Here is a 22,992-nt window from a genome sequence, read left to right on the forward strand (position 1 = left end):
CCTCTAATCTTGGTTTTCTGCAGCTTTGTCGTAAGCAACAATGATTTTCTGCACAAGGGAGTGACGCACGACATCCTGCTCGGCGAACTGCACAAACCCGATCTCATCAATGCCGCTCAAGATCGACTTGGCTTCAACCAGCCCGGACTTCTTGCCTCTCGGCAGGTCGATCTGGGTGACGTCGCCCGTGATGACCATCTTTGAGCCGAACCCAAGACGGGTAAGAAACATTTTCATTTGTTCAGGTGTCGTGTTCTGGGCTTCGTCCAATATGATAAAAGAATCATCCAGCGTCCGTCCCCGCATATAGGCGAGCGGAGCGATCTCAATCAATCCCCGTTCCAGCGACTTTGCAGTCTGTTCAGGTCCCATAACGTCATAGAGCGCATCGTACAGCGGACGCAAATACGGGTCTACCTTCTCCTGAAGGTCACCCGGCAGAAAGCCCAGGCTTTCCCCCGCTTCGACAGCCGGACGCGTCAGCACGATCCGCTTGACGGAGCCCTCCTTCAAGGCCGCAACCGCCAAAACAACTGCTAGATAGGTCTTGCCTGTTCCCGCAGGCCCGATGCCGAATACAATGTCACGCTTGCGGATAGTGGTGACGTAATGCTTCTGGCCGATCGTCTTGACCCGGATCGGTTTGCCCCGGAACGTGGTCGTGATTTCACCCTTGAACAGGTCGAGCAGCTGATCCGCCCGGAAGTCCTTCGCCAAGTCGATCGCATAGGATACGTCGCGTTCGGTCAGAATGTAACCGTTGCGGACCAGCTGGAGAAGCACCTCAAACAGCTCGGTCAGCACCTGCACGTCGCGGTCGCTGCCGCGGACGGTAATTTCCGCTTCCCTCGACACGATCTGAGCGGGAATCTCCGCTTCGATCATCTTCAGAAAGGTGTCTTGCGGTCCGAAAATGGACATCCCTTCGCTTGCACTTTGAAGTAAGATTTGTGCGCTGTGATTTTTTTCTGACAAATAGCCTCATTCTCCTTGGTTGTGAACTATGGGAAGCTCTTCGGCAATCTTCTCTTCCACCTCGAAAAGCACTTTCATATAAACTTTACCATTCTCTTTCTTCTCATGCAAAATTTTTTGGCTGATGATCTGCGAATCCGTCCCATATTTCGCCAAAATATCCCGCACGGCTCCGTCCAATCCCTGTTTTTTAGCCTCTTCGACGGTCAGCGTTTCTTTGCTTTCCTGCACTTCCATAACTTTTTCCGTCATCCATCCGACGGGTAGCTTGAAGGAGCGCCAGGTCAGAGGATCATGCTCCGTCAGTGTTTCGGAAGCCTGGTACGGATCCTTTCCGTAGCCCCATAGCTGCACCGCACGGTCACCGATCACAAAATAAGACTTGGTCTTTCTTTCCCCGGTATACACTTTATGCTTCTGGACCAGCGGAACCGCAAGCCTGTATTCGTGCCAAACCAGCCCTTTGACCTCCCCTTTGGCCACGACAACCTGGGTGTTTCCGCCATCAACGCCAAGAATGCCCGATATAAGCACCTGTCCTTTTTTCACACGGGAGTTCTTCTCGACGAGCGGCCGCCCCTGCTCCGCATAGATACTCGTGACCACCGCGTCCGTCCGGCTGACCAGATGGCGCGGGTCGGTCAGCGGCTGCTTCGGCGGTTCGGCTGCCTCCACGATCTGGATCGTAATGGTGGTGCCTTTGCGCTCCACCCCGATCCAGGACGTGCCCGGAAGCCGGATGCTCAGCTCACGCGACAGCTTGTCCGGCGAATCTAAGCGAAAAATCCACTGGAACGGGCGGACCCCCTCCTTCTTCGCCGCTTCGAGCACGTCTTCGGTCGCGATCTTTTCGTTGCCGGTTACCCTGACGTTCCACACCATCGACGACAGCAGGAAGAGCAGAACGAAAAACAGCACGATGCCCACCATAAAAAACTTGCGCTTATACAGCTTGACCAGCGTAAAGGGCAAACCGATCCGGCCCTGTACATGCACCCGGCAGCCTGTCCGTTTCAACAAGGGACGAAGAGCATGAAAATCCCTCAGCAGCACCTTCATCTCTGCCAAATTTCCGTTTTTGGGCTCGATGTCCCATACCGGTACACCGTTCTCCGCCAATGCATTGATGAAATACTCCACATGCTCCCCCCGGACAGCAATCAGCACGCAGCCGCGAACCCGGGTTAATGTCGGGATTTTCATGGACTCTCCTCCGTTCCTGTATATTTAATGTTCGTTACCGATCCTTCGATCATCACTTCTTCCGGCAGAATCGACCGGATCATAAGCCCGGAGCCTTCAATCTCGAGCAGTCCCTGGGACAGGGAAAGGACCATTTTATCGGGTGAAAAATGCCGGACGCCCCGATGATTTTCGATATAGAGTTCTTTGTTTCCCACCATAGTGATGCGCGGCAGATCGAACAAAACGTCCTGCGGAACATCCAGCATTTCGTTCGTCCACTTCCGCAGCCTGCGGCTGATCCCGGCCATACGAAGGTCTTCCCCCTTCCTGTACTCTACACCTTATGCTCGTAAAGCCCGGTTTATGAAGCTTTTCAGGGAAGTTCAAGCCATAAGATCACATGCCTTGCGCAGCACGAAAAAAAAACGCCTCTCGGCGTAAGGTCACAGCGGACAAGCTGTGCGATCCAAAATGAAAAGCCTCTTCCGCTGCCCGAAAAGATACCATGATCTTCCCGGGCCGAAAGAGGCCTCACTTCTAGATTATCGTTATTTCCGCGGATTCAACGGGCGCTTGGAACGGGGCGGACCCAGAATTTCAGCCCAGATGATCCCTTGTCTGGCCTGCTCGGCCAAAGGGGATACCGGGACAGCTGCCTCACGGTCAGACGTTCTGTCAGCCGCCATATCCATTTGCGTCGATATTTTGTCCAGAGAAGCGTTCACCCTGTTGATCTCCTGCTGCATTGTACGGGTTCGATCCGCCAGCGTAGCCTGTACCGGGGACGGCTTCTCTTCCGCCCACATCGAGGATACTCCTTCGCCGGTATCGTAGTCCGGAGCCGGACGGTAGTCCTGGGAATATACAGGCGGTTCAGGGGCAGATGAATCATACGATCCGAACGGGGAGCTCCTTCTGCCCTCAGGTTCCTGCGGCCGTGGCCGGGAGCCGTATGCCGGATCTGGACGGCCCTCATCGTATTCCTCATCCTCGTCCTCGTCGTAATCATCCGCTTCGTCCCGTCGTTGATACGGACGGCCTTCTCCCCCGAACGTGGGCATGCCCCGGGGCTGCTGCCTCTGCTTCGATTTATTTCCTCTTTTGCTCAGCGCAGAGATGACCGCAAATCCAATGATCAGGATCCAGTAAAAGTGTTCAATGATCCACATGGATGCTCATTCCCTACTTGTTATTTTTCGGACTGCCGCCGCCATCTCCGCTGTCCCCTATTTTGCCCAGCGAACCGCGCATTTGGGTATCGGCTTCAATGTTCTTCAGGTTCATGTAATCCATGACGCCAATCTTTCCTGAGCGCAGGGCTTCCGCCATGGCGAGCGGCACTTCGGATTCGGATTCCACAACCCGCGCTCTCATCTCGACGACGCGAGCCTTCATTTCCTGTTCTTGAGCTACCGCCATCGCACGGCGTTCCTCGGCTTTAGCCTGGGCGATCCGCTTATCGGCTTCGGCCTGCTCGGTCTGCAGGTAAGCCCCGATGTTCTTGCCTACATCCACGTCGGCGATATCGATCGACAGAATTTCAAAAGCGGTTCCCGCATCCAGCCCCTTGGCCAATACGGTCCGGGAAATGGAGTCCGGGTTCTCCAGCACGTCCTTGTGCATGTCACTGGAGCCGACGGTCGTTACGATCCCTTCGCCTACGCGGGCAATAATCGTTTCTTCACCTGCACCGCCGACGAGACGGTCGATATTGGCACGGACCGTAACCCGGGCCTTAACCTTCACTTCAATCCCGTTCTTCGCAACGGCGGCTACGACCGGAGTCTCAATGACTCTCGGGTTGACGCTCATCTGAACGGCCTGCAGCACGTCGCGGCCAGCCAGGTCGATGGCGGCGGCACGCGTAAATTCGAGCGGAATGTTGGCGCGCTGGGCCGCAATGAGGGCGTTAACTACCCGGTCCACGTTACCACCGGCCAAATAGTGACTTTCCAGCTGATTGATGTTAAGACCCAGCCCCGCCTTCGTCGCCTTAATGAGCGGATTGACGATCCGGCTCGGCGTGACGCGCCGCAGTCTCATGGCCACCAGCGTAATAATTCCGATCCGGACGCCGGACGCTAAGGCCGAGATCCAGAGCATGACCGGGAAAAAGCTGAAAAATACGCTAAGCACAATAATGATGACAACCGCAATCAGTAATACCGTGATAAGAGAAGTTCCATCCATACTGCCTATCAACCTCCAGGTAATCAATTGGTTTCATGTGACATTCTTTCCAGGTTCTTTACAACATGTTACACGAATCTCGCCAAAAAGCCAGCATTATTCCGGCTTTACGACAATTCTCGCACCTTCGACGCGAACGACCTTAACCGGTGTGCCCGCCGCGACAAACTCTCCGTCCGTTACGACGTCGATCCGCTCGCCTTCCACGTCCACAGTACCGGCCGGACGGAGCGGAGTCACGCTAACGCCTGATTTTCCAAGCAAATCCTCCTTCGCATCGGTCGGAACGAAGCCCTGCTCCTTGGTCAGCGATTCTTTCAGGATGAAGCGGTTCCAGATGCCCTTCTCCTTAAATATGATCGCGACGATCACCACGACCACGACGGCTGCCGCAAATGCGATCCCGAGCGAGAACAAGGCGTGCGTCGTATCGTAAGCTGCCCGGACAACGCCCGCAATCAGGCTGACAGCACCCAGAATACCGAGGATGCCGAAGCTCGGGACAAACATTTCTAGAATCATAAGAATGAGCCCGATAATAAAGAGCAGCCACGTCTCGGATCCTGCGAAGCCCGCCACATAGTTACCGAAGAAATACAGTACAAAGGCAACTACGCCCACGATCCCCGGAACGCCAAAGCCAGGAATCATCAGCTCGATGACGACACCGGCTATCCCCAGGAACAGCAAAATGATCATTACGGTTGGATGTGTCAGAAAGGCTGCCACCTTCTCCGCACCAGTATGCTCGACCCGGAAAACGTCATCCGTCGAGTACCCCATCCATTGAATCGCTTCCTCAGGCGTTGATGCGATATGATCGGCATATCCGACCTTCAAAGCCTGTTCGCTCGACAAGGCGATAATATCGCCTTTCTCTTTCTTCTCTCCGATCGCCGGCATGTCGACGACCATGTTGATATCCGCCATACCCTCGGCGATTTTGCTGTCCCGTCCGCTGGACTCAGCCGCTGCGCTCATTTTTGACTTCCAGTACGCGACCAGCTTGGCATCATCCACGCGTTTTCCCGTACGGTCCACCATGGCGGCGGCGCCGATCATGCCGCCTGGCTTCATGGCGATTTTATCGGCATTCAGCGCGATATAGCTGCCGGCCGAAGCCGCATTGCCTTGAATGTAAGCAAGCGTAGGGATCTTGCTGTCACGGATCATCTGCCCGATTTTGTCGGCGGTATCGACAAGCCCGCCCGGCGTGTTGATCTCGAGCACAACGAGCCCGGCATTCATCTTGGCCGCTTCTTTAAAACCGCGTCGCATGAACTTCTCAAGCCCCGTCTCAATTTCCTGGTCCACCGGTATGATATAGACCGGGCCGCTCTTCTTACCGGTTTCGGCGGATACCCGCCCGGGAAGCCAGCTGCCGGCAACCAAGAATATGAGCATCAGCATCATTACGAGAGACTTAAGCCCCTTTTTGGCCAAACTCACCTTACCCCTCCTTTCCACATTCCCGTTATAATGTCCATCATATGGTAGTTATTACGCATCATAGAAGGGAATCGTTTCAGAAAATGAAAAAACACCCCTGAAATCAGGGGTGTTTCACTTATGTTTATTGCAGAAATTGTTGAACCACTTGGTTCACAAGTTTGCCGTCTGAGCGTCCCTTTACCTTCGGCATGAGCGCGCTCATCACTTTCCCCATGTCGGCTTTCGAAGAAGCACCGGTTTCCTGGATGGTCTGCTGTACAATAACTTTAATTTCTTCTTCGGAAAGCTGTGCGGGAAGATACTGACCGATAATCTCGATTTCTGCTTTGGCATGTTCCGCAAGATCCTCGCGGTCTGCTTTTTGAAATTCTTGGAGGGCATCTTTGCGCTGTTTGATTTCACGACTGAGGATATCAAGCACTTCGTTGTCATCCAAAGTTCTTTTCAAATCTATTTCAAGATTCTTGATCGTCGAACGAACCATTCGAATCGTGGAGAGTTTGAACTTGTCTTTACTCTTCATCGCCTGCTTCATATCTTCGTTCAATCGTTCGCTAAGATTCATGCTAGTTCAAATCCTCCTAAAACTTTCTCTTACGAGCAGCCTCGGACTTTTTCTTGCGCTTTACGCTTGGCTTTTCATAATGCTTACGTTTCTTCACCTCAGCCAATACGCCATCCTTAGCGATGGAGCGCTTAAAGCGGCGAAGTGCAGCATCAATAGTCTCGTTTTTGCGAACTTTAGTTTCAGACACCAGTTTTCCCTCCCTCCGACCAGACCGTCCAAGAGCAATAACACGGTTCATCAAACTTAATTATAGGTGAAAGAGAAATAGGGTGTCAACCTCAGCGCCTATTTTTTCACCAAAGGCCGGATTTGCCGGGGTACAAGCTTATGCGTGAGAGTCGGAAATCCCGGTCAGGGCGCCCAGTTTGGCCCCTCCTAGCAGGTGATAGTGGATATGATGGACCGCTTGTCCGCTATCCGGTCCGCAGTTGTTGATGAGCCGGTATCCCGATTCATTGACGCCCAGATCCTTAGCGACCTGCTGGGCCACCTGATGCATTTCGGCGATCAGCGTGAGATCCTCCTCCTGAACCTCGTTCATTGAGGCGATATGCTTTTTCGGGATGATAAGCACGTGAACCGGCGCGGCCGGCTGAATGTCACGAAATACCAGGATCCGTTCGTTTTCAAAAACTTTCTGGGAAGGGATGCTCCCTTCAACGATTTTGCAAAACAGGCAATCCATCGGATTGTTGCCTCCTTTAATATGTAAGAGATTTTCTTTTCTTATCATACCGGATATAAAATGACCCGTCCAATGTCCCCGCTGTTCCCGGCTTAGAAATAGTTCGGCTGGCGCGCCGAATCCAAAAGAAAAGGGACACCGGTTCTCCCGGTATCCCTCTTCAGGTTCGTACGTTATATCAGATATTAAAAAAATGGCAGCAGCGACAGCGCCGTCAATCCGGCCAGAGGCAGAATCAAACGGTTAAAGCGGGGTCCGTAAAACGGATACCCAAAGCCGTATCCGTATCCAAACGGAGGATAGAACCCTGGGAAAAATGCTCGGTAGTCATATCCCGGAAAACCTCCGCAAGGGTCGAAGCAGCCATGATGGAACGGCATGACCGCTGGCGCCACGTTGGCCGGAGCTACATGAGCCGGAGCCACGTTTGGTGACACGTTAGCAGGAGATACATACATCGGAGCTATGTTCGCGTTCGGTGACACGCTTGCAGGCGACACATATGTCGGAGCTACGTTCGCGTTCGGCGACACGCTCGCTGGTGATACATATGTCGGTGCTACGTTCGCGTTCACGCTTGCAGGTGATACATACATCGGAGCTACGTTCGCATTCGGCGACACATGTGCTGGCGACACGTTTTCATGGCCTACCGGTACTGCCAGATACAGCCTCTCCTCATCAACACTTTCCACAAATCCATCGTGTACGCTTCCGTCCGCCATTGTCGCGCGGACGTAACGGTGCATATGCTTTTTGCATAACTCTATGGCCTCAAACTTTTCCATTGCCCTTCACAGCCTCCCAATTTCAGAAGATTTACATGAACATCGTATTCAAGGCTGGGCGAATGGCTACTGTCTTTTTCAAAAAAATATGGATGATGGCCTAAAGCGTTTCAGGAACGATCCGCGAACCGCCGCCGGCCTGCTCAGCAGGCACCACGATCAGCTTGCGCGGAAGGCGGGCCCGCAGCTCGGGCACATGGCTGATGATTCCGACCGACAAATGATCGTTATGCAGCTTCTCCAGAGAAGTGATTACCGTATCAAGCAGTTCGGGATCAAGCGTCCCGAATCCTTCGTCAAGGAAGAAAAACTGCAAAGGATATTGGCCCCGAAGCTGAATTTGCGCCGACAGGGCCAGCGCAAGGGACAGGGAGGTCAGGAAGGTCTCGCCTCCGGACAGGGTGGACACCGGACGGCGCACCCCGCCGTTGGCATCATCCCGAATCAGGAAGCCTCCCCCGGAATCGACCTCCAGCGCATAGCGCTGCTTGGTCAAGAAGCGCAGACGCTGTGAAGCTGCCTGGCTGACCTGCATCAGCTGCTCCTCGGCAATGTATTCGACGAAGGCATTGCCCCGGAGACAGGACTGCAGCTTGGAGAGCTTCTCGGCTTCCTGCTGCCGCTGTTTGCGGATCTTCTCCAGCTGCGACCAGCGGACATGACGCTTCTCCACGTCGTCCAGGTCCCGCTCCGCCCTTGCCCGCTGCTGAAGCGCCGTCTCATCGCGCTCCCGGCAGGCATCCAGCTCCTCGGAGATCCGCTGCCACTCTTCTTCGGTCACGCCGCGGCCGTCCAGCTGTTCTGCCAAATGGCGGAGCTGCACCTTGATCTCCTGCTCCCGTTCGCGGTGCAGCCGGACCCGCTCCGCGCTGTGCACTTCTTCGTCAGGCGGCATGCAGGCGTCAGCCACTTCCTCCGATGTGGCGAACGGAGAAGCCGCCAACTGCTCGTCCCAGCGGGCCTGCGCCTTGCGGCAGTGCTCCTCCGCGGATTCCGCCGCCTGGGCGGCCATCGCCGCCGCTTTGGCTGCTTCATGCTTAAGCTGCTCGGCTGCCTGGCGCTTCTCTTTGGAGCGCGCCGCAGCTTCCCGAAGGGAGAGCAAGCGCTGCTTGCAGCCTTCCAGCAGCCGGTCGGCGGAATCGCTTCCGACCCAGGCCTGAAGGCGCCGCTCCTTCTCGGCCAGCAAATCCTGTTTGCCCTGAAGCTGGGCATCCCATTGAATGAGCGACTTGTCGAGATCGTTGATCTGCCGCTCCAGCGATTGGACCAAGGCCGTTTTCTCCTCGATAAAAGGGATGCTGATCTGCAGCCGTTCGCGGATCTCTTCGGCCTGCGTATCCTTCTGCTGGATTTCCGCTGACAAGCGGTCCGCCTGCTCCGGCTGAAGGTCCGGAAGCTCTCGGCGCCACTCCTCCTGAAGCCTAAGGTATTCCCGCTTCTCCGTTTCAAATCGGTCGCCCAGCTTGGCGAACGCTTCCCGAAGCGACTCGATTTCAGCCGTCCGCTTCACCTGCAGCGCGCTCAGCGCTTCCCCCCGCTCCTTCAGCGCGGCATGCTCGCGCTGAAGCTGTCTCGTGGAGGATGCCAACGCTTCGGCGTCCTCCTCCATTTTCCGGATCCGGGATTCCCACGCGGACCTGGAAAATGGCTCTACTTGCTGCGGACCCGAGACCAGCTCGAGGGCAGCGGCCGCTTCGCCTGCGCCTTCCAGCGGGCCAGAACCGGCCTTGAAGGGAACCTCTGCCCCTACCTGGACCCCGGGCTCGTACGATTCCAGCAAGCTCCGGGTCTCATGTACAAGCTGGCGCCCGCTCAGCCGCAGCTCCTGCAGCTGCTGGCGGAGAAGCCGCAGCAGTTCCAGCAGACCGTCATCCGCACCGGGCGCACCATGATCCGGAGATACCGGTGCCGGATGATGGGATGAGCCGCATACCGGACACGGTTCTCCCGGGCGCAGCTCGGCGGCCAGCGCCAGCGAAAGCGCGTGGAGTTCCCGTTCTTTGGAGGAAGAACGGACCAGCGCCTCTTCTTGATCGAGGCGGGACAACGCCGCCTCCATCCGGCTGTCATGGCCCAGAACCTGCTCCATATGGGCCGAAACCGCGTGCGCGAACCGCTTCTGCTCCTGCAGATGTTGCTCCCGCTCCTGCGCAGCCTGCTTCAACAGCGCTTCGGCCCTGCTTTGCTTCTCGCCATGCTCTTTCAATTCAACCTCAGCGCTCCGCAGCCGCTGCTCGCTTGCTCCCAGCTGCTGAACGTGCCGCATCGCCTTATTCAGCCGTTCGCGGTCCTTCGCCTTCACTTCGAGCCCCTTCAGGCTTTCCTGCAGCTCGGACTGCCGCTTGAGCCCTTTGGCGAGCAGCTCCTGCTCCTTGGCCAGAGCTTCAGTCCGTTCCTTGCTTTCATGGGCCGTCTTTGACCGCTGCTCGGCCAGCTGCTGCAGCACAGTCTTCAGCTCGTCCCGCTCCCGCTGCAGCAGTACCGCCTGCTCCAGCTGTTCCTGGCGCTGCAGCAGCTTCGGCTCCTCAGCGGCAAGCTCCCGGTGCGACGCATCGTCGGCAGCAGCGGCCTCCAGGGCCGCCGTGTCCGCTGCCTCAGCCTTCGTCTGAAGCTGCTCCGCCTCCCGGTTGCGTTTGTCCCATTCCTGCCTGCTGTCCGTCCACTGCGTATACAAAGGCATGATCGCCCGGGCCGCGGCAGACTGTCCCAGCCGGCGCTCAAGCCGGGCAATCGCTTCTTCTTCGGCGGAAAGCCGGTGGAGCTCCTGTTCACGCCGCTCCTTCTCCAGCTGCATCTCCCTGAATTTGCCGGCCTTCTCGGCCTCCTCGGTCATTTGCCGCAGCTTCAGCCGCGAGGCCTCCGCCTCCAAGGCGGCTTCCTTGAGTCTGTTCCTCGCTTCGTCCACCGCTTCCGCGCCTGCGCTGCCGAGGCCTTGCTGCTCCGCCTCCACTTCCTTCAGCGCAGCGTCGTTGTCCTTCACCCGCCGGCTGAGCTTCTGCGCGAGCAGGTCGCCGTATTTTTCCAAATGGAACAGGCGCTGCAGCATCTGCCTGCGCTCACTGCCCTTCAGCGAAAGAAACTCGGCAAACTTCCCTTGGGGAAGGACGACGGCCCGCGTAAAATCTTCCATTTTCAAACCGATTTTGTCTTCCACGCAGCGGGTGACTTCTGCCAGCTTGTCTGCCATAACCGTTTCACCTTCCGCGGTGACTTCGATAAACCGGCTAACCGTATTGCTGACCGACAGCTCGTTAGTTCTTTTAAAACGGCGCTCCACTCTGTACCGCTTCGGTCCGTCCGCAGAACTGAGTTCAAAGGTAAAGGAGACGTACAGTGCATCTTCCGAATGGTTCATGATGCCCTGCGTGCCGTTCACCGCACGTTCGACTTTGCCGTACAGAGCCAGGGTCATCGCATCCAGAAGCGTCGATTTGCCGCTGCCCGTCGGTCCAAAAATACCGAACAGCCCCATCTGGCACAGCTCGTCAAAATCGATCTGCTGCATCTCGCGATAGCTCTGCAGACCCGACAACTTCAGTGTGATCGGCTTCATGTTACGCTTCCTCCTTTACCTCTGCGTCTTCCGAAGTGAGCGCAAGGAACAATTCAACGAGCGCATCATCCGGCTCGGCTCCTCCGGTCTGGCGCTGGTAGAACTTCCGGAACAGCTCCGGCACCGGCAGTCTCGACCGGCTGTACTCCACCTCGACCTGTTCCATCTCGGGATACACGGGACGGATATGTACGAACCCTTCGTGGCTTTTGCGCAGCCTGTGAATATCCCCAAGAGACATGGCTTCGGTCAGCGAAATCTCCAAATCGATAAAACCGTTCGCATCCCTGCCTTCATCCAGCCAGCGATGAACTTCCTCCAGTCCACCCTTTGCTTTCCACCGGATTAACGGCCGGCCGCAGGACAAATAGACCTCCTCCAATACGGGCTGCTGTCCCGGGGCCACATCGATGATGGAAACGGACTTCGCTTGACCGGCCTCGGAAAAGCTGTAGGCGAGCGGGGACCCGCTGTAGCGGATCATTCCCTCACCCTTGACCGCCTGAGGCCGGTGCAGGTGGCCAAGCGCCGTATACTGCGCCCCAACCGCTAGCGCCGATGGGTCCACCGTATACGCGCCTCCGACCTGTATCGGCCGTTCCGAGTCGCTTTCCACGCCGCCTAGCACGTAAATGTGGCTCATAGCCAAATTGACAGTCTCGGGCGTAAAGCTTGACGCCAATTTCCGCATCAGCATGCCTACGCGGGCGCTGTATGCCCGGCGGAGCTCCTCTTCGTCGCCTTCGGCGGCGAGCAGCTCATTTAAGCGGGCTTCGGACGGATAAGGGAGCGCCGCAATCTTGGCGATCTCCCCGGTCCGGACCGCTTGAACCGTGACGGCTTCGGCCACGGGAAGCCCGACCAGCGTGATTCCCTGCCGGGCGACCAGCGGCGTTACCGACGAAACCCGCTCGGGCTGATCATGGTTGCCCGCAATAACCGCGAGCGGCGTCCCTCCTTCCGTAAGCCGGGCCGCGGCCTCATAAAACAGCTGTTCCGCTGCCGCCGGCGGATTGACCGAATCATAGACATCCCCGGCCATCATGACCAGATCAATCTTCTGATCGTGTACAATCCGGACCAGTTCCTCAACGAAATCTTCCTGCTCTTTCATCCGGCTCCGGCCCTCGAGCGTTCGTCCAAAGTGCCAGTCACCCGTATGAAGTATGCGCATCCTGCTTCTCCCTCCTGAACTTGCTTTCGCGCAAGCCGTGAACCCAGACGGATTCATGCCGTGTATGGGTCACACCTAAAAATGAAAACACCTAACCAACGATCCATTCCTAAACCCGATCGCGTCTAAGAATACAATCAAATTCTATTAAACAATCGATTCTATTAAACTATCGACTCTATTAAATATCGATTCTATAAAACGATCAAACTTTTAAAAAACGATCAGATCAAGAAATCTATCAACCGAAGAAACCTATCCAATCGAAGATATACCAAATCAAAAAACACATGTCATATTTAATTTAAATATATATGAGCTTTGAACACTCCGTTACAGCAAGACGGACTGCTTGGCATCCACAAAGTACAGCCATTTCTCCTGGACCGCCTCACCTAATATATCTTCCAGCGCCCGGGCGTACAGTTCCAGCTGGAACCGGTAGCTCTCCGTCAGAGCGGCTATTCCGCCGCGGTGTTCCAGAACCCGGTCGGTTTTATAGTCGACGATGACATATTTTCCGTTCTGACGGAACAGGCAGTCGACGATCCCTTGAATGAGCACCACTTCGTCCGAAGCCCGGGTCTCTGCATCCGATGCCTTCATCGGTATGATGTTCCCCTCGCTAAAACGCTCAGTCGCAAGCAGCGCTTGGTGTGCCTCATGAGCCGGAAGACCGTAGCTGAAAGGCATTTCTCTCGACACCCACTCCGCCGACTGCAGTCTCTTGCCGATGTCGCTGTCAAAAAAGGAGGCGATTTGCTCCCGTTCCACGATCTCCGCCTGCGAGCTTGTAAGGATCGCCAGGTCGACCAATCGCTGCAGCGTCGCTTCCACGACCTGCAAATCTACCATTCCCGCGTCAAGTGGTATGTGCTGCATGACGGTATGGTACACCGTTCCCCGTTCCGTAGGACTCATCCGGCTCTGCTCCATAAATTTGGGCCGGCGCAGGGCAAGCGTACCTGTCTGCTGGGAGGCAGGCAAGCTGTGCTCCTGCTGGACCCGGGTCTCCTCGACCCAGTCCAGGGTCGGCCCGTCCTGCAGGGCAAGCAGCTTTTTCATTTCGGTCACGGACGTTTTGGCCGAGAGCCGGCTGGCGGCAGCATGTGGATACTGCCAGTTCAGCCGGGCAGATATTTGGTCTGGTGACAGGAAAGAACCACCATCCGGCGCATCGCTGCCCGGGAATACCGTCTCTCTGCGAAGTAACGATTGCAGCTTGCGGCGGCGCTCCGGCGTCGATTCTTCCGCTTCCTCCCAGCCCCCAAGCGCCGCCAGCGTGAGGTCCTCCGTAGAGAGGATCGAAATGCGCCAATCCGCCGGATCGTTCTCCAGCGCGGAGGCCGTCTCGCCTTCCAAACCGCCGAGCTCGCGCAGCTTGGCGGCCGCCGGGTGGCGGATCAGCGCTGGCCCGACCCAGTCCAAGTAGCTTCTGCCCCTTGCCAAGAGGTAATCGGGGAGCATCAGCTCCGGCCGGCTCTGCACCTGGGCCCAGGAGGACACCTTTTTCTCCAGATCTTTCACCGTCCCGATCAAGATCATCTTTTCTTTCGGCCGGGTCAGGCCGACGTAGAGCACCCGCATTTCCTCGGCCAGCAGCTCCAGCTGGGAACGGCGGCGGATGGCCAGGTTCGGGAGCGTCGGATAGCTGACCCTCTTCTCGGTATCCACAAATTTCGGTCCGAAACCAAGCTCCTTATGCATCAGGAACGATGCGTTCAAATCCTGCTGGTTGAACATTTTGGACATGCCTGCCAAAAACACGACCGGAAATTCGAGGCCTTTACTCTTATGAATTGTCATAATCCGGACTGCGTTGTCCCGGCTTTCAGCCGTGCCTGGTCCGCCCAAATCCGATCCGTTGTCACGCAGTCTGGAAATAAACGTCAAAAAGCGGAACAGCCCGCGGGAAGACGTCGTCTGTTCGAACTGGACCGCCCGGTCGTGCAGCGCCTTCAGATTGTCCTGCCGCTGCATTCCTCCGGGGAGGCCGCCTACCCAATCCAAATATCCCGTTTCCCGGTACAGCAGCCAGATCAGATCCCCCAGACCGCCTTGACGGGCAATATTTCGCCAGCGTTCCAGCGAAGCCAGGAACCCTGCCAGCTTCCGCTGCAGTTCCGGAGAGAGGCTGAATTCCTCATCCACTGCTTCCGTTTGTTCCGCCCACTCCAGGGCGGCGGCACTTTCAGCGTAGGCAGGGAGCGTCCCTTCTTCGTCCGGAATCGAAATTGAATCTCCAGGCTCCGCAGACGCGGGAACCGTCCCACCTGCAGCGGCCATGACGGCCTCATAGAACGTACCCTTTCCGCATAACCGGACCTGTGCCAGATCTTCCTCGGTCAGGCCGACGATCGGCGAGCGCAGCACGCCTGCAAGCGGAATGTCCTGTCGGGGGTTATCGATAATCTGGAGCAAGGACAGCATAATTTCCACTTCGGTCGCCTGGAAATACCCCTGATTCTGCTCGCCGTCGGCAGGGATGCCGAGCTGGCGCAGCTCCTCCATGATCAGCGGCCCCCAGATATAGGCGGACCGAAGCAGGATGACCATGTCGCCGTAACGGACAGGCCGCATCGCTTTGGTCTCCTTGTCGAACACCTGCATCGGCCTAGGCGATGTGTCACCCAAGAGCGCGCGTATTTTTTTGGCAATCGCTCTGGCCTCAAGCTGAGCCGTCTCCATTTCGGCGGCCTCGCTCTCCTGGATCAGACCTCCGTTGTCGCTGTCCTGAGGCTCCTCCTCGGACGCTTCCCCGCCTCTGGCCTTGTCGATCAGCACCAGCTCCGGAACGTACGGAGACGGCCCTGATGCCCCTTCAGGCTGGGCTTCCGGATAAGAAGCTCCGTAAACGAGCTCCGCCCGCTCATCGTAGCTGATCTCCGCCACCGTCTCATTCATCAGCTGGCGGAACACCATATTCACCGCATGCACCACTTCCAGCCGGCTGCGGAAGTTACGGGCAAGGTCGATACGGATGCCGCCGCCCTCGGCGGAAGCATACCTCCGGTACTTGTCCAAGAACAGGCTCGGCTCCGCCAGGCGAAAGCGGTAGATGCTCTGCTTGACGTCGCCGACCATGAACCGGTTCCCCGGCAGCTCGCGCGAAATCAGTCTGACGATATCTTCCTGCACGCTGTTGGTGTCCTGATACTCGTCCAGCAGCACCTCGTCGAACTGTTCCTGATATTCCATGGCCGCGTCCGAAGGGAGCGGCTGACCCGGCACCGAATCCGGGTGGCGCAAAATTTGCAGGCAGTAGTGCTCCAGATCGCTGAAATCCACCGCGTTTCTTCTCTGCTTTTCAAGAAGATAGCGGTCGCCGAACTCAATGACGAGCTCCGCCAGCTCCTTCATGAGCGGCGCCGCCCGGTGCAGCTCGGCCAGAAACGCATCGGCCGGCCGGCCGAAAAGCGCCCCCTTCAGATCCTGCACCGTTTTCTTGACCGCTTCCCGCAGCTCCTTGACCCTTTCTTGCAATGCCGGGTCGGTCTCCTCCTTGCGGCAGCTCTTCAGCTTGCTGAACGACACCGTCTGAAAGCGTTCGAACAGCTCGTCCCACGGACGCTTGTCCAGCGCATCCCTGAGCGACTGAACCACTTCCAGATCCGCGTTCAGATTATCCAGATAGGGCCCCGGTCCTCCGGGCAGCAGCGTCAGGCGCCGGGCCTGCTCCAGCAGTCCTTCGGCCCCGGCAAGCGCCAGCCGCGCATCCTGAAGGATGCTCTTGACCCACTGGCTTTCGCCCAGACTTGCCGTATCCGGCAGCAAAAAGGAATCAGCCATATCCCGCAGCCACTGGTCGGGCCAGGAGTGGCTTCGTGAGAAATCATAGAGCCTCTGCACCAAATGGTAGACGGCATCATCCGTACGCTCACCGCTGAACCAATCCACCAGCGCGATAAAATCGCTGTCCTGCGGCTGCTCCCCGTATTTCTCCTCGAACAGCTCCTCCAGGATCTCCTGGCGCATCAGTACGGCTTCATTCTCGTTCAGGATCCGGAACCCCGGATCGATCGGGATCATCTGATAGTACCTGCGGATCACTTCAAGACAGAAAGAGTGAAGCGTCGTGATGGAAGCACGCCCGAGCAGGGACAGCTGCCTCCGGAGGTGGGTATTCTCAGGATCCTTCTCCAGCTGCCGGTCCAGCGCGTCGCGGATGCGCTCACGCATCTCGGCCGCAGCCGCCTTAGTGAACGTGGCGACAAGCAGCCGGTCCACGCTGAAGCCCTGCTCCTCATTCAAAATTTTCCGGATGATCCGTTCGACCAGGACAGCCGTTTTCCCTGAGCCTGCCGCCGCCGCGACCAGAATGTGATCGCCGTGAAGCGAAATCGCCTTCCACTGATCGTCGCTCCACATGCTGCCTGCCGGCTTTTCAATTTCGATCATGCGCATCTCCTCCTTGGCTGCTGGACATCATTTCCCATACCTGCGATTTATTTGGCTTGCCGAGCAAATGGTAATGGTTGCCCTCGACATTTTCGTCAAACTGGCACACTGGCTTGAACGGACAGAACGTGCATGCCGTCTCCTGCTGGATGCGGTAAGGCTCGATGTCCACGTCCCCTTCAGTAATTCTCGTTCCGATCCGGGTGATATTGTCCCTGACGGATGACAGCAGCGTGTCCCACTGATCCGGCGTAGCGACCGATGCGGAGCTGTAGAAGCTTCCGTCCGATTTGACGGCAACCGGAAGGATGGATGAATTGCCTTTGTCCAGAGATGCGTCCATTTTGGATATGACGTCGCGGTCGGCCAGCAGCAGCCCCTTCATTTTAAACCGTTTGAGCAGCTCTTCCGCCGCCTGCTCCATCGTCAGCCCGTTGCTCGACTGCAGGATCGGATCATGCACGTGAAAATACAGCGTTCCCGCCGGCAGCGCCTTGCTGCCCAGCCAGTGCTCCGCATAGGTCAACAGCACGTCCAGATAGGTCAGCATCTGCAGGGACAAGCCGTAGTACACCTCATGAAGCCGCAGGTCCTTCTGTCCGGACTTATAATCGATTACGCGCAGCAGCAGTCCGTTTTCGCCTTGGGCCATATCCACCCGGTCGATTCGCCCGATGACCTCCATCACCGTTCCGTTCTCAAGGGAGAAGGTCAGCGGAGGCAGCGGTTTACCCGGGCCAAAATCCAGCTCCAGGCCGACCGGCTCAAAGCTCCCCCGCCGTGCCTGCTCGCCCAGAATGACAGAGGCGCGGCTTACGATGTTTTTGAGCTTGCGCGAAATGTAGCCGTAGCGCTTGCTGCTCATCAAAATTTCTCCCTGCAGCATCGGAGCGAGACGCTCCACTGTTGTTTCCGCTTCGCGCCGGCACTCTTCGGCGGTCAGGCTTCCCCAGCTCCGCTTCTGTTCCTGCAGCCGCAGGGCCATTTGGGTCAGCGCCGCGTGGAACAGCTGGCCGATATCCGGCGCCTGCAGGCGGTACAGCTGCCGTTCGCGCAGCTTCAGCCCGTGTGAAGCGAAGTGCGAAAACGGGCAGGCAACGAACCGCTCCATGCGGGATACGCTCGTCCGGATTTTGGCACCGTACAACCTGCGGCTGGTCTGCGGCTCCAGCTGGCGGGTATCGTTGCGGTAAAACAGCGACCGCAGCAGCATATCCAGCGGCCCCTTCCATTCCCGTTCCCGGATATACCAGTTGTACACATCCCACCACAGCTGCGGGATTTCCGCGCCCTGCTTCCATTTGCGCAGCTGAATGATCAAATGGCTGAGGCTCTGGCGGGGGTGGGACAAATACGCAAGCAGCTCTTCTTCCCGCTGCTCTGCCGATGGCTGCGCCGACAGGCGGCGAACCGGCAGACCGGGGAACATTTTGCGGACATGCCGCACCACTTCGGACGGCAGCAGCTCCTTGCCCTCATCGTCTGCGGCCGGATAGCTGACCCATACATGCCGGCTGGCCGAGGTCAAGGCGTTGTAAATCAGGAAACGTTCGTCGAGCAGCTTGCGCGAAATGCCAGGAGCCAGCTCCATTCCGGTTTGCGACAGCAGGGAGCGCTCCTGTTCGGTCAGCACCCCGTCATCCTGAAACACGGCCGGGATGACTCCGTCGTTGACGCCGAGCAGAAACGCGTACTTTACGCCACCTGTCCGCGTCCGGTCCATATTGCCGACCAGCACCTGGTCGAGCGCAGGCGGAACCAGGCCCAGCTTCAGTTCGCTCAGCCCCGTTTCCAGAATGCCGGCAAACAGCTCGAAGGACATCTTCTCCGTACCCATCATTTCCACAATCTGATCCAGCAGCTCCAGGACCGCATCCCACAGCTGGCGGTGTTCCCTCGCCGCCTCCGGACGCCCGGACTCCAGCGCTTCGCGGCTCCACAGGTCCAGCTTCTCGGGAATGTCGGCTTCCTCGAGCAGACGGAAGACCGCTGTGCTGAGCTCCTCGGCGCTGCCCGCCTTCTTCACCCGCTTGCCGAATGCCAATAGCGGCTCGCTGACCACCCTCCGGCAGTGCTCCATCAGGCTGAGAAGCTGCTCTCCGGATCTGCGTCGCTCTCCGCCGTTTTCCTCTAGGGACAGGCTCGGAACGGCTTTCCACGGGCGGCCGTCCGTCCAGCGGTATCCCTGAATTCCGCAGGCGAGAGCGTAGTTCTCGAGCACGTCCATATCCTCCCGCCCCAGCGACCCGTCCAGCGGAAGCAGCAGGTCGCTCTTGATACAGCGGAATACGTCCTCATGCCGCCAGTTCCGGCGCACGACATCCAATGCGGAACGAATAAACTCCACCAGCGGATGGTGCAGCTCGCTTCGCTTCTGGTCGAGAAAGAACGGAATGCCGTAGTCCCGGAACAGGGGTTCCACCAAATGCTCGTAATCGCCCAAATTACGGACGAACACGGCCATTTCGCGGTATCTCGCGCCTTCCTCCCTGGCCAGGCGCAGCATCTCCCTCAAAGCCCCTTCCACTTCGGTGCGCCGGTTCTCGGCCGCATAGAGGGAAATCCCTTCGGTCTCCTGAACCTGATCTTTCTCCTGCCCCTTCCAGGGAATCCGCCGGTCATAACCGCGCTCTAAATGAGCAAGCCGCGGGCTGAGGCGGAATTTGGGCAGGTCCGATGCCGGCAGAATCGAATCGTTCGTTTCGATGCCCAGCTCGTCGGCCATTCCTCTCAGCTTGATGTAAGTCGTGGCGGTCGGGTGAAACAGGTCCAGCTCATGCGGCTGCATGCTGCCGTGGTACGGCTTGTCCAGCGTGAGCGCAATGGTGACCGATGACGCATGGGCCATCAGCTCGCGAACAACCCCGTATTCCTGCGGAGTCATCCCGTGGAAGCCGTCGATCCATACGTCCGCACCTTTGACATAAGACGAGCGGCGAATCCCTTCGGCCAAAGCGACGAGTGTATCTTCATCATCTATATAAAGCGGTGATATTTCCTGTTCAAAGTCGCGGTACACCGTCCATAAATCCTCCAGCTTATAGCGCAGGATCGGCGCTGCCGCCTTCTGCTCCGTCAGCTGAGTTAAATGCTCTTCCAGCACGGCGGAATCTACGCAGTACCGCTTGAGCTCGGTATACAGCTCGTTCAGCTTGCCTATGAAACCCAGCTGGTCACCGGAGGCACCGAACAGCTTCAGCTCCTCTTTGCGGCGCTGAATGATTTTGTACAGCAGCATTTTTTTGCCTTCTTCGCTGATGCCGACTCTCGCCGACCCGCCGGTCTCCTGCATCACCCGGTACGCCAGGCGCCGGAAGCTGAGAACCTGCGCACGGACGCTGCCTTTGACAGCGCCCGATGATACCAGGCTGTGCTCCGCCTGGAATGAGCCCTGCTCGGGAACGAGCAGGATCAGCGGGCTGCCCTTAGGCTCTGCTTGCAGCCGGGACGTAATCTCGCTTAGGATCGCCGTCGTCTTGCCGCTACCGGATCGTCCGATCAGAAAATGAACCGACATGGTGTTGCCTCCTTCGTATGTAAACCTCGAAAACTATTAAATCTAAGTATAACACAACCTTTTTTGAAAAGAACGTATGTTTGCGGAACTGTAAAAAGGAGGCACTTGCCGTTTTTTGCAATTATCCGATACGCTCAACCCGAAGGAACGCCGTTTCCCGGTATGCCAAACAGCGGTACAGGAGGAGGTGATCCTCTTGTACCGCTGTCTCTTGTTTCGCTAGTTTTTTACGAATGCTAGTTTCCAGCCTTCCGGCCATCATGCAGGGATCATGGTTCAGTATAGAGCGATTGAATCACCGGCTAATCTTGTTCCTTCTCCTTTTCCACAAGGGTCAGCGGGGCAGGGAAGCGTTCGGAACCATCCGACTCCACGAAGTGCTGCAGGGCTGCCATCTTGTTCTCCCAAAAGCGTTCAAAATAGGAGTACCAATCCTTGAGCTCCTGCAAGGGCCCCGGATCCAGCCGGTACCTCGTCTCGCGGCCGACCTTCCTTTCCTTCACCAGTCCTGCCTCCGACAGAATCCGCAGATGCTTGGAAACCGCCGTCCGGCTCATCGGAAAATGGCTGCTGAGAACCGTCACGGGCATCTCCTGATCGGACAGCAGCTTCAGCAGCTGGCGCCGGGTCGGGTCGGCCACGGCCTGAAACACGTCGTGCTTGGACGCAGTCGCCGTCATGCTTAAGCCTCGACGTATCTGCCCAGCTTCTGGTGGAGTCCGGCCCAGCCTTGGTCCATCGTCTCGCGCACGATCGTGTGCGGCTGGTTGAACTCGGTCACTTGGTCCGCGCTCCAGCCGGAGTGGATGAGCGTTACTTCCGTTTTGCCGTCCAGCTCCTTCAGCTCGAAAGAAAGCGTCCAGTCCTTGCCCCAGCGGAACGCCAGCCGGTGCGGCGGATCCACTTCGGTCACCTTGCACGGCGACATGCCGTACGGACCGGCATTAATGTGAAATTCGTGGCCTACGATGGGCTGCATGTCATTGGGCATGAACCAAGCGGACAGCCCTTCGGGAGTCGCCACCGCCTCCCACACTTTCTGGATCGGAGCCTGGAATACACCGGTGTGGCGGATATCAGGCAAAGCATTGTTTGTTGAATTTTCCATGTATAAGTACCTCCATTATGCAGTCAATCAACCCGGTTTACATTCGAATGCGAAACCATTTGGTTTCACATAGATTATACGAAACCTTTTGGTTTCATGTCAATCCCTTGTCCTTCTGCGGCCCGTAAGCCGGAATCCAACGAAAAAAGGAGCCTTTCGGCTCCTTATATTGCTATTATAGCTCATATTTGCAAAAACAAACAGTCTACCATTTTTCACCTGACATTCTATAATGAGGACGTTCCCACTTTAAGGCAAAGGGAGGAAATACGGTGGATATCAAGGATTCTTCAAGCTCGCCTGAAAATCAGCCCGGGACGGTCGGTTCGGCAAGAGCCGCTGCAGCGGACTGGGTGATGCACCAAGCCTCAAAGGAAAAAGGATTTATGGGCGCTTATTTCACGGGTTCCACGATCGGAATGCCGGAAGATGCCTCTATGTCTCCAAGCTCCGATATCGACGTGATGGTCGTGTCCGAACTGGCGGAGCCGCCGTTAAAACCGGGTAAGTTCATATATCGGGATACCCTGATCGAAGGCTCGTACATCTCCCTATCCGAGCTGTCCTCGGTGCAAAAGGTGCTCGTCTCGCACCATCTGGCAGGCCCGTTCCGGGTGAATACGATCATCTCCGATCCCCATGGCCATTTGCATCGTCTGTATTCAGAAGTATCCCGGCATTTTGCCGATGAGGTCTGGGTGCGGCAGCGGTGCGAAAACGTCCTGCAGCAAATCAAACGGTCTCTGCTCGGCCTCGACTTGTCCCTGCCGCTGCATGACTTGTTCACATCCTGGCTCTTCCCTACGGGCATCACCACGCATGTGCTGCTGCTCGCCGCCCTGAAAAACCCGACGGTGCGGCTCCGTTACGCAGCCGTCCGTGGCGTATTGGAAGATTATGGACTGAACTCGCTGTACCCCGAGCTGCTTCGCCATCTCGGCTGTGCCGATTTGGAGCCGGAGCGGGCGATGCAGCATGTCAGGTCGCTCGAGCGGACCTTCGACACCGCGGCTGCCGCCGCCAAAACGCCTTTTTTCTTCAGCAGCGACATTTCCCCGGTTTCCCGCCCTATCGCCATCGACGGGAGCATAACGTTAATTGAACAAGGACTCCACCGTGAGGCGGTGTTTTGGATGGGCGCCACCTTCGCGCGCTGTCACAAAATTCTCGCCGCAGACAGCGATCCGAATGTGCAAAAAGAGCTTGCACCCGGTCTGGAAGCATTTCTGGCCGATCTCGGCTTTCACTCCGTCCAGGACTTCAGCACACGTGCCGCTGCAGTCATCGACTTTTTGCCGGAGGTGTGGCGCGCGGCGGAAACGATCATGGCGTCCAACCCTGAAATTACCCGCCGTTCCATGTGATCTCCTAGCAGCCTATTGGCTTTTTACAGTAAGCG

At 57.1% G+C, this 22,992-nt stretch carries 17 protein-coding genes; 1 reads left to right on the top strand and 16 read right to left on the bottom strand.

Annotated elements, in window-relative coordinates:
- Positions 1-3: 3 nt before the first annotated feature.
- The 16 genes from GCU45_RS06875 to GCU45_RS06950 all read right to left on the bottom strand — a co-directional run bounded on the left by GCU45_RS06875 (position 4) and on the right by GCU45_RS06950 (position 21,593).
- Positions 4-921, bottom strand: a complete 918-nt coding sequence (locus tag GCU45_RS06875) for a PhoH family protein (RefSeq protein WP_420819893.1) — start codon at positions 919-921, stop codon at positions 4-6.
- A 60-nt stretch (positions 922-981) separates the two neighbouring features.
- Positions 982-2,178 (bottom strand): sporulation protein YqfD, encoded by a 1,197-nt coding sequence (gene yqfD / locus GCU45_RS06880; RefSeq protein WP_152398447.1) that lies wholly within the window; start codon positions 2,176-2,178, stop codon positions 982-984.
- Entirely contained in the window at positions 2,175-2,468 is a 294-nt protein-coding gene (gene yqfC, locus GCU45_RS06885) for a sporulation protein YqfC (protein WP_076169802.1), read from the bottom strand. The genes yqfD and yqfC overlap by 4 nt, the downstream gene beginning before the upstream one ends.
- A 240-nt stretch (positions 2,469-2,708) precedes the next feature.
- On the bottom strand, positions 2,709-3,329 hold the full coding sequence (locus tag GCU45_RS06890) for a hypothetical protein (protein WP_152398448.1): 621 nt from the start codon (positions 3,327-3,329) through the stop codon (positions 2,709-2,711).
- 13 nt (positions 3,330-3,342) lie between these two features.
- Positions 3,343-4,350: a flotillin-like protein FloA gene (gene floA, locus GCU45_RS06895; protein WP_152398449.1), complete on the bottom strand. Its 1,008-nt coding sequence runs from the start codon at positions 4,348-4,350 to the stop codon at positions 3,343-3,345.
- A gap of 96 nt (positions 4,351-4,446) precedes the next feature.
- Positions 4,447-5,754 carry an NfeD family protein gene (locus tag GCU45_RS06900; protein WP_425281289.1) on the bottom strand — a complete coding sequence of 436 codons (1,308 nt, stop codon included), beginning with the start codon at positions 5,752-5,754 and terminating at the stop codon, positions 4,447-4,449.
- 169 nt (positions 5,755-5,923) lie between these two features.
- Positions 5,924-6,367: a GatB/YqeY domain-containing protein gene (locus tag GCU45_RS06905; protein ID WP_076169799.1), complete on the bottom strand. Its 444-nt coding sequence runs from the start codon at positions 6,365-6,367 to the stop codon at positions 5,924-5,926.
- A 16-nt stretch (positions 6,368-6,383) separates the two neighbouring features.
- Positions 6,384-6,557: a 30S ribosomal protein S21 gene (gene rpsU, locus GCU45_RS06910; RefSeq protein ID WP_005547957.1), complete on the bottom strand. Its 174-nt coding sequence runs from the start codon at positions 6,555-6,557 to the stop codon at positions 6,384-6,386.
- Between the two features lie 138 nt (positions 6,558-6,695).
- A complete protein-coding gene (locus GCU45_RS06915; RefSeq protein ID WP_152398450.1) occupies positions 6,696-7,055 on the bottom strand; it encodes a histidine triad nucleotide-binding protein in 360 nt (119 codons plus the stop codon).
- 185 nt (positions 7,056-7,240) lie between these two features.
- Positions 7,241-7,843 (bottom strand): RodZ family helix-turn-helix domain-containing protein, encoded by a 603-nt coding sequence (locus GCU45_RS06920; protein ID WP_152398451.1) that lies wholly within the window; start codon positions 7,841-7,843, stop codon positions 7,241-7,243.
- 100 nt (positions 7,844-7,943) lie between these two features.
- The gene (locus tag GCU45_RS06925) at positions 7,944-11,396 is read right to left on the bottom strand and encodes an AAA family ATPase (protein WP_152398452.1); all 3,453 of its coding nucleotides are present in this window, start codon (positions 11,394-11,396) and stop codon (positions 7,944-7,946) included.
- Position 11,397: 1 nt separating this feature from the next.
- A complete protein-coding gene (locus GCU45_RS06930) occupies positions 11,398-12,570 on the bottom strand; it encodes an exonuclease SbcCD subunit D (RefSeq protein ID WP_152398453.1) in 1,173 nt (390 codons plus the stop codon).
- Positions 12,571-12,903: 333 nt separating this feature from the next.
- Complete coding sequence (addA, locus tag GCU45_RS06935) at positions 12,904-16,974, bottom strand: helicase-exonuclease AddAB subunit AddA (RefSeq protein WP_152398454.1); 4,071 nt, start codon at positions 16,972-16,974, stop codon at positions 12,904-12,906.
- On the bottom strand, positions 16,955-20,485 hold the full coding sequence (addB, locus tag GCU45_RS06940) for a helicase-exonuclease AddAB subunit AddB (protein WP_152398455.1): 3,531 nt from the start codon (positions 20,483-20,485) through the stop codon (positions 16,955-16,957). Before addB ends, addA begins: the two co-directional genes overlap by 20 nt.
- 302 nt (positions 20,486-20,787) lie before the next feature.
- On the bottom strand, positions 20,788-21,165 hold the full coding sequence (locus GCU45_RS06945; RefSeq protein WP_145131670.1) for an ArsR/SmtB family transcription factor: 378 nt from the start codon (positions 21,163-21,165) through the stop codon (positions 20,788-20,790).
- 2 nt (positions 21,166-21,167) lie between these two features.
- A complete protein-coding gene (locus GCU45_RS06950; protein ID WP_152398456.1) occupies positions 21,168-21,593 on the bottom strand; it encodes an SRPBCC family protein in 426 nt (141 codons plus the stop codon).
- Positions 21,594-21,865: 272 nt separating this feature from the next.
- Here GCU45_RS06950 and GCU45_RS06955 point away from each other — a divergent pair, with 272 nt between their 5' ends.
- Positions 21,866-22,957, top strand: coding sequence for a hypothetical protein (locus GCU45_RS06955; RefSeq protein ID WP_341874545.1), 1,092 nt, complete (start codon positions 21,866-21,868; stop codon positions 22,955-22,957).
- Positions 22,958-22,992 lie beyond the last annotated feature (35 nt).

It is taken from the genome of Paenibacillus cellulositrophicus (assembly GCF_009363095.1).
In the GTDB taxonomy this organism is placed as follows: Bacteria; Bacillota; Bacilli; order Paenibacillales; family Paenibacillaceae; genus Paenibacillus_AQ; species Paenibacillus_AQ favisporus.

Excerpts from the sequence above, each read along its gene's own strand:
- addB (WP_152398455.1), bottom strand. The coding sequence starts at position 20,485 with ATGTCGGTTCATTTTCTGATCGGACGATCCGGTAGCGGCAAGACGACG.
- GCU45_RS06875 (WP_420819893.1), bottom strand. The coding sequence starts at position 921 with ATGTCCATTTTCGGACCGCAAGACACCTTTCTGAAGATGATCGAAGCG.
- GCU45_RS06920 (WP_152398451.1), bottom strand. The coding sequence starts at position 7,843 with ATGGAAAAGTTTGAGGCCATAGAGTTATGCAAAAAGCATATGCACCGT.
- addA (WP_152398454.1), bottom strand. The coding sequence starts at position 16,974 with ATGCGCATGATCGAAATTGAAAAGCCGGCAGGCAGCATGTGGAGCGAC.
- floA (WP_152398449.1), bottom strand. The coding sequence starts at position 4,350 with ATGGATGGAACTTCTCTTATCACGGTATTACTGATTGCGGTTGTCATC.
- GCU45_RS06930 (WP_152398453.1), bottom strand. The coding sequence starts at position 12,570 with ATGCGCATACTTCATACGGGTGACTGGCACTTTGGACGAACGCTCGAG.
- GCU45_RS06915 (WP_152398450.1), bottom strand. The coding sequence starts at position 7,055 with ATGGATTGCCTGTTTTGCAAAATCGTTGAAGGGAGCATCCCTTCCCAG.
- GCU45_RS06905 (WP_076169799.1), bottom strand. The coding sequence starts at position 6,367 with ATGAATCTTAGCGAACGATTGAACGAAGATATGAAGCAGGCGATGAAG.
- GCU45_RS06950 (WP_152398456.1), bottom strand. The coding sequence starts at position 21,593 with ATGGAAAATTCAACAAACAATGCTTTGCCTGATATCCGCCACACCGGT.
- GCU45_RS06900 (WP_425281289.1), bottom strand. The coding sequence starts at position 5,754 with ATGCTCATATTCTTGGTTGCCGGCAGCTGGCTTCCCGGGCGGGTATCC.
- GCU45_RS06890 (WP_152398448.1), bottom strand. The coding sequence starts at position 3,329 with ATGTGGATCATTGAACACTTTTACTGGATCCTGATCATTGGATTTGCG.
- GCU45_RS06925 (WP_152398452.1), bottom strand. The coding sequence starts at position 11,396 with ATGAAGCCGATCACACTGAAGTTGTCGGGTCTGCAGAGCTATCGCGAG.
- yqfD (WP_152398447.1), bottom strand. The coding sequence starts at position 2,178 with ATGAAAATCCCGACATTAACCCGGGTTCGCGGCTGCGTGCTGATTGCT.
- GCU45_RS06945 (WP_145131670.1), bottom strand. The coding sequence starts at position 21,165 with ATGACGGCGACTGCGTCCAAGCACGACGTGTTTCAGGCCGTGGCCGAC.
- yqfC (WP_076169802.1), bottom strand. The coding sequence starts at position 2,468 with ATGGCCGGGATCAGCCGCAGGCTGCGGAAGTGGACGAACGAAATGCTG.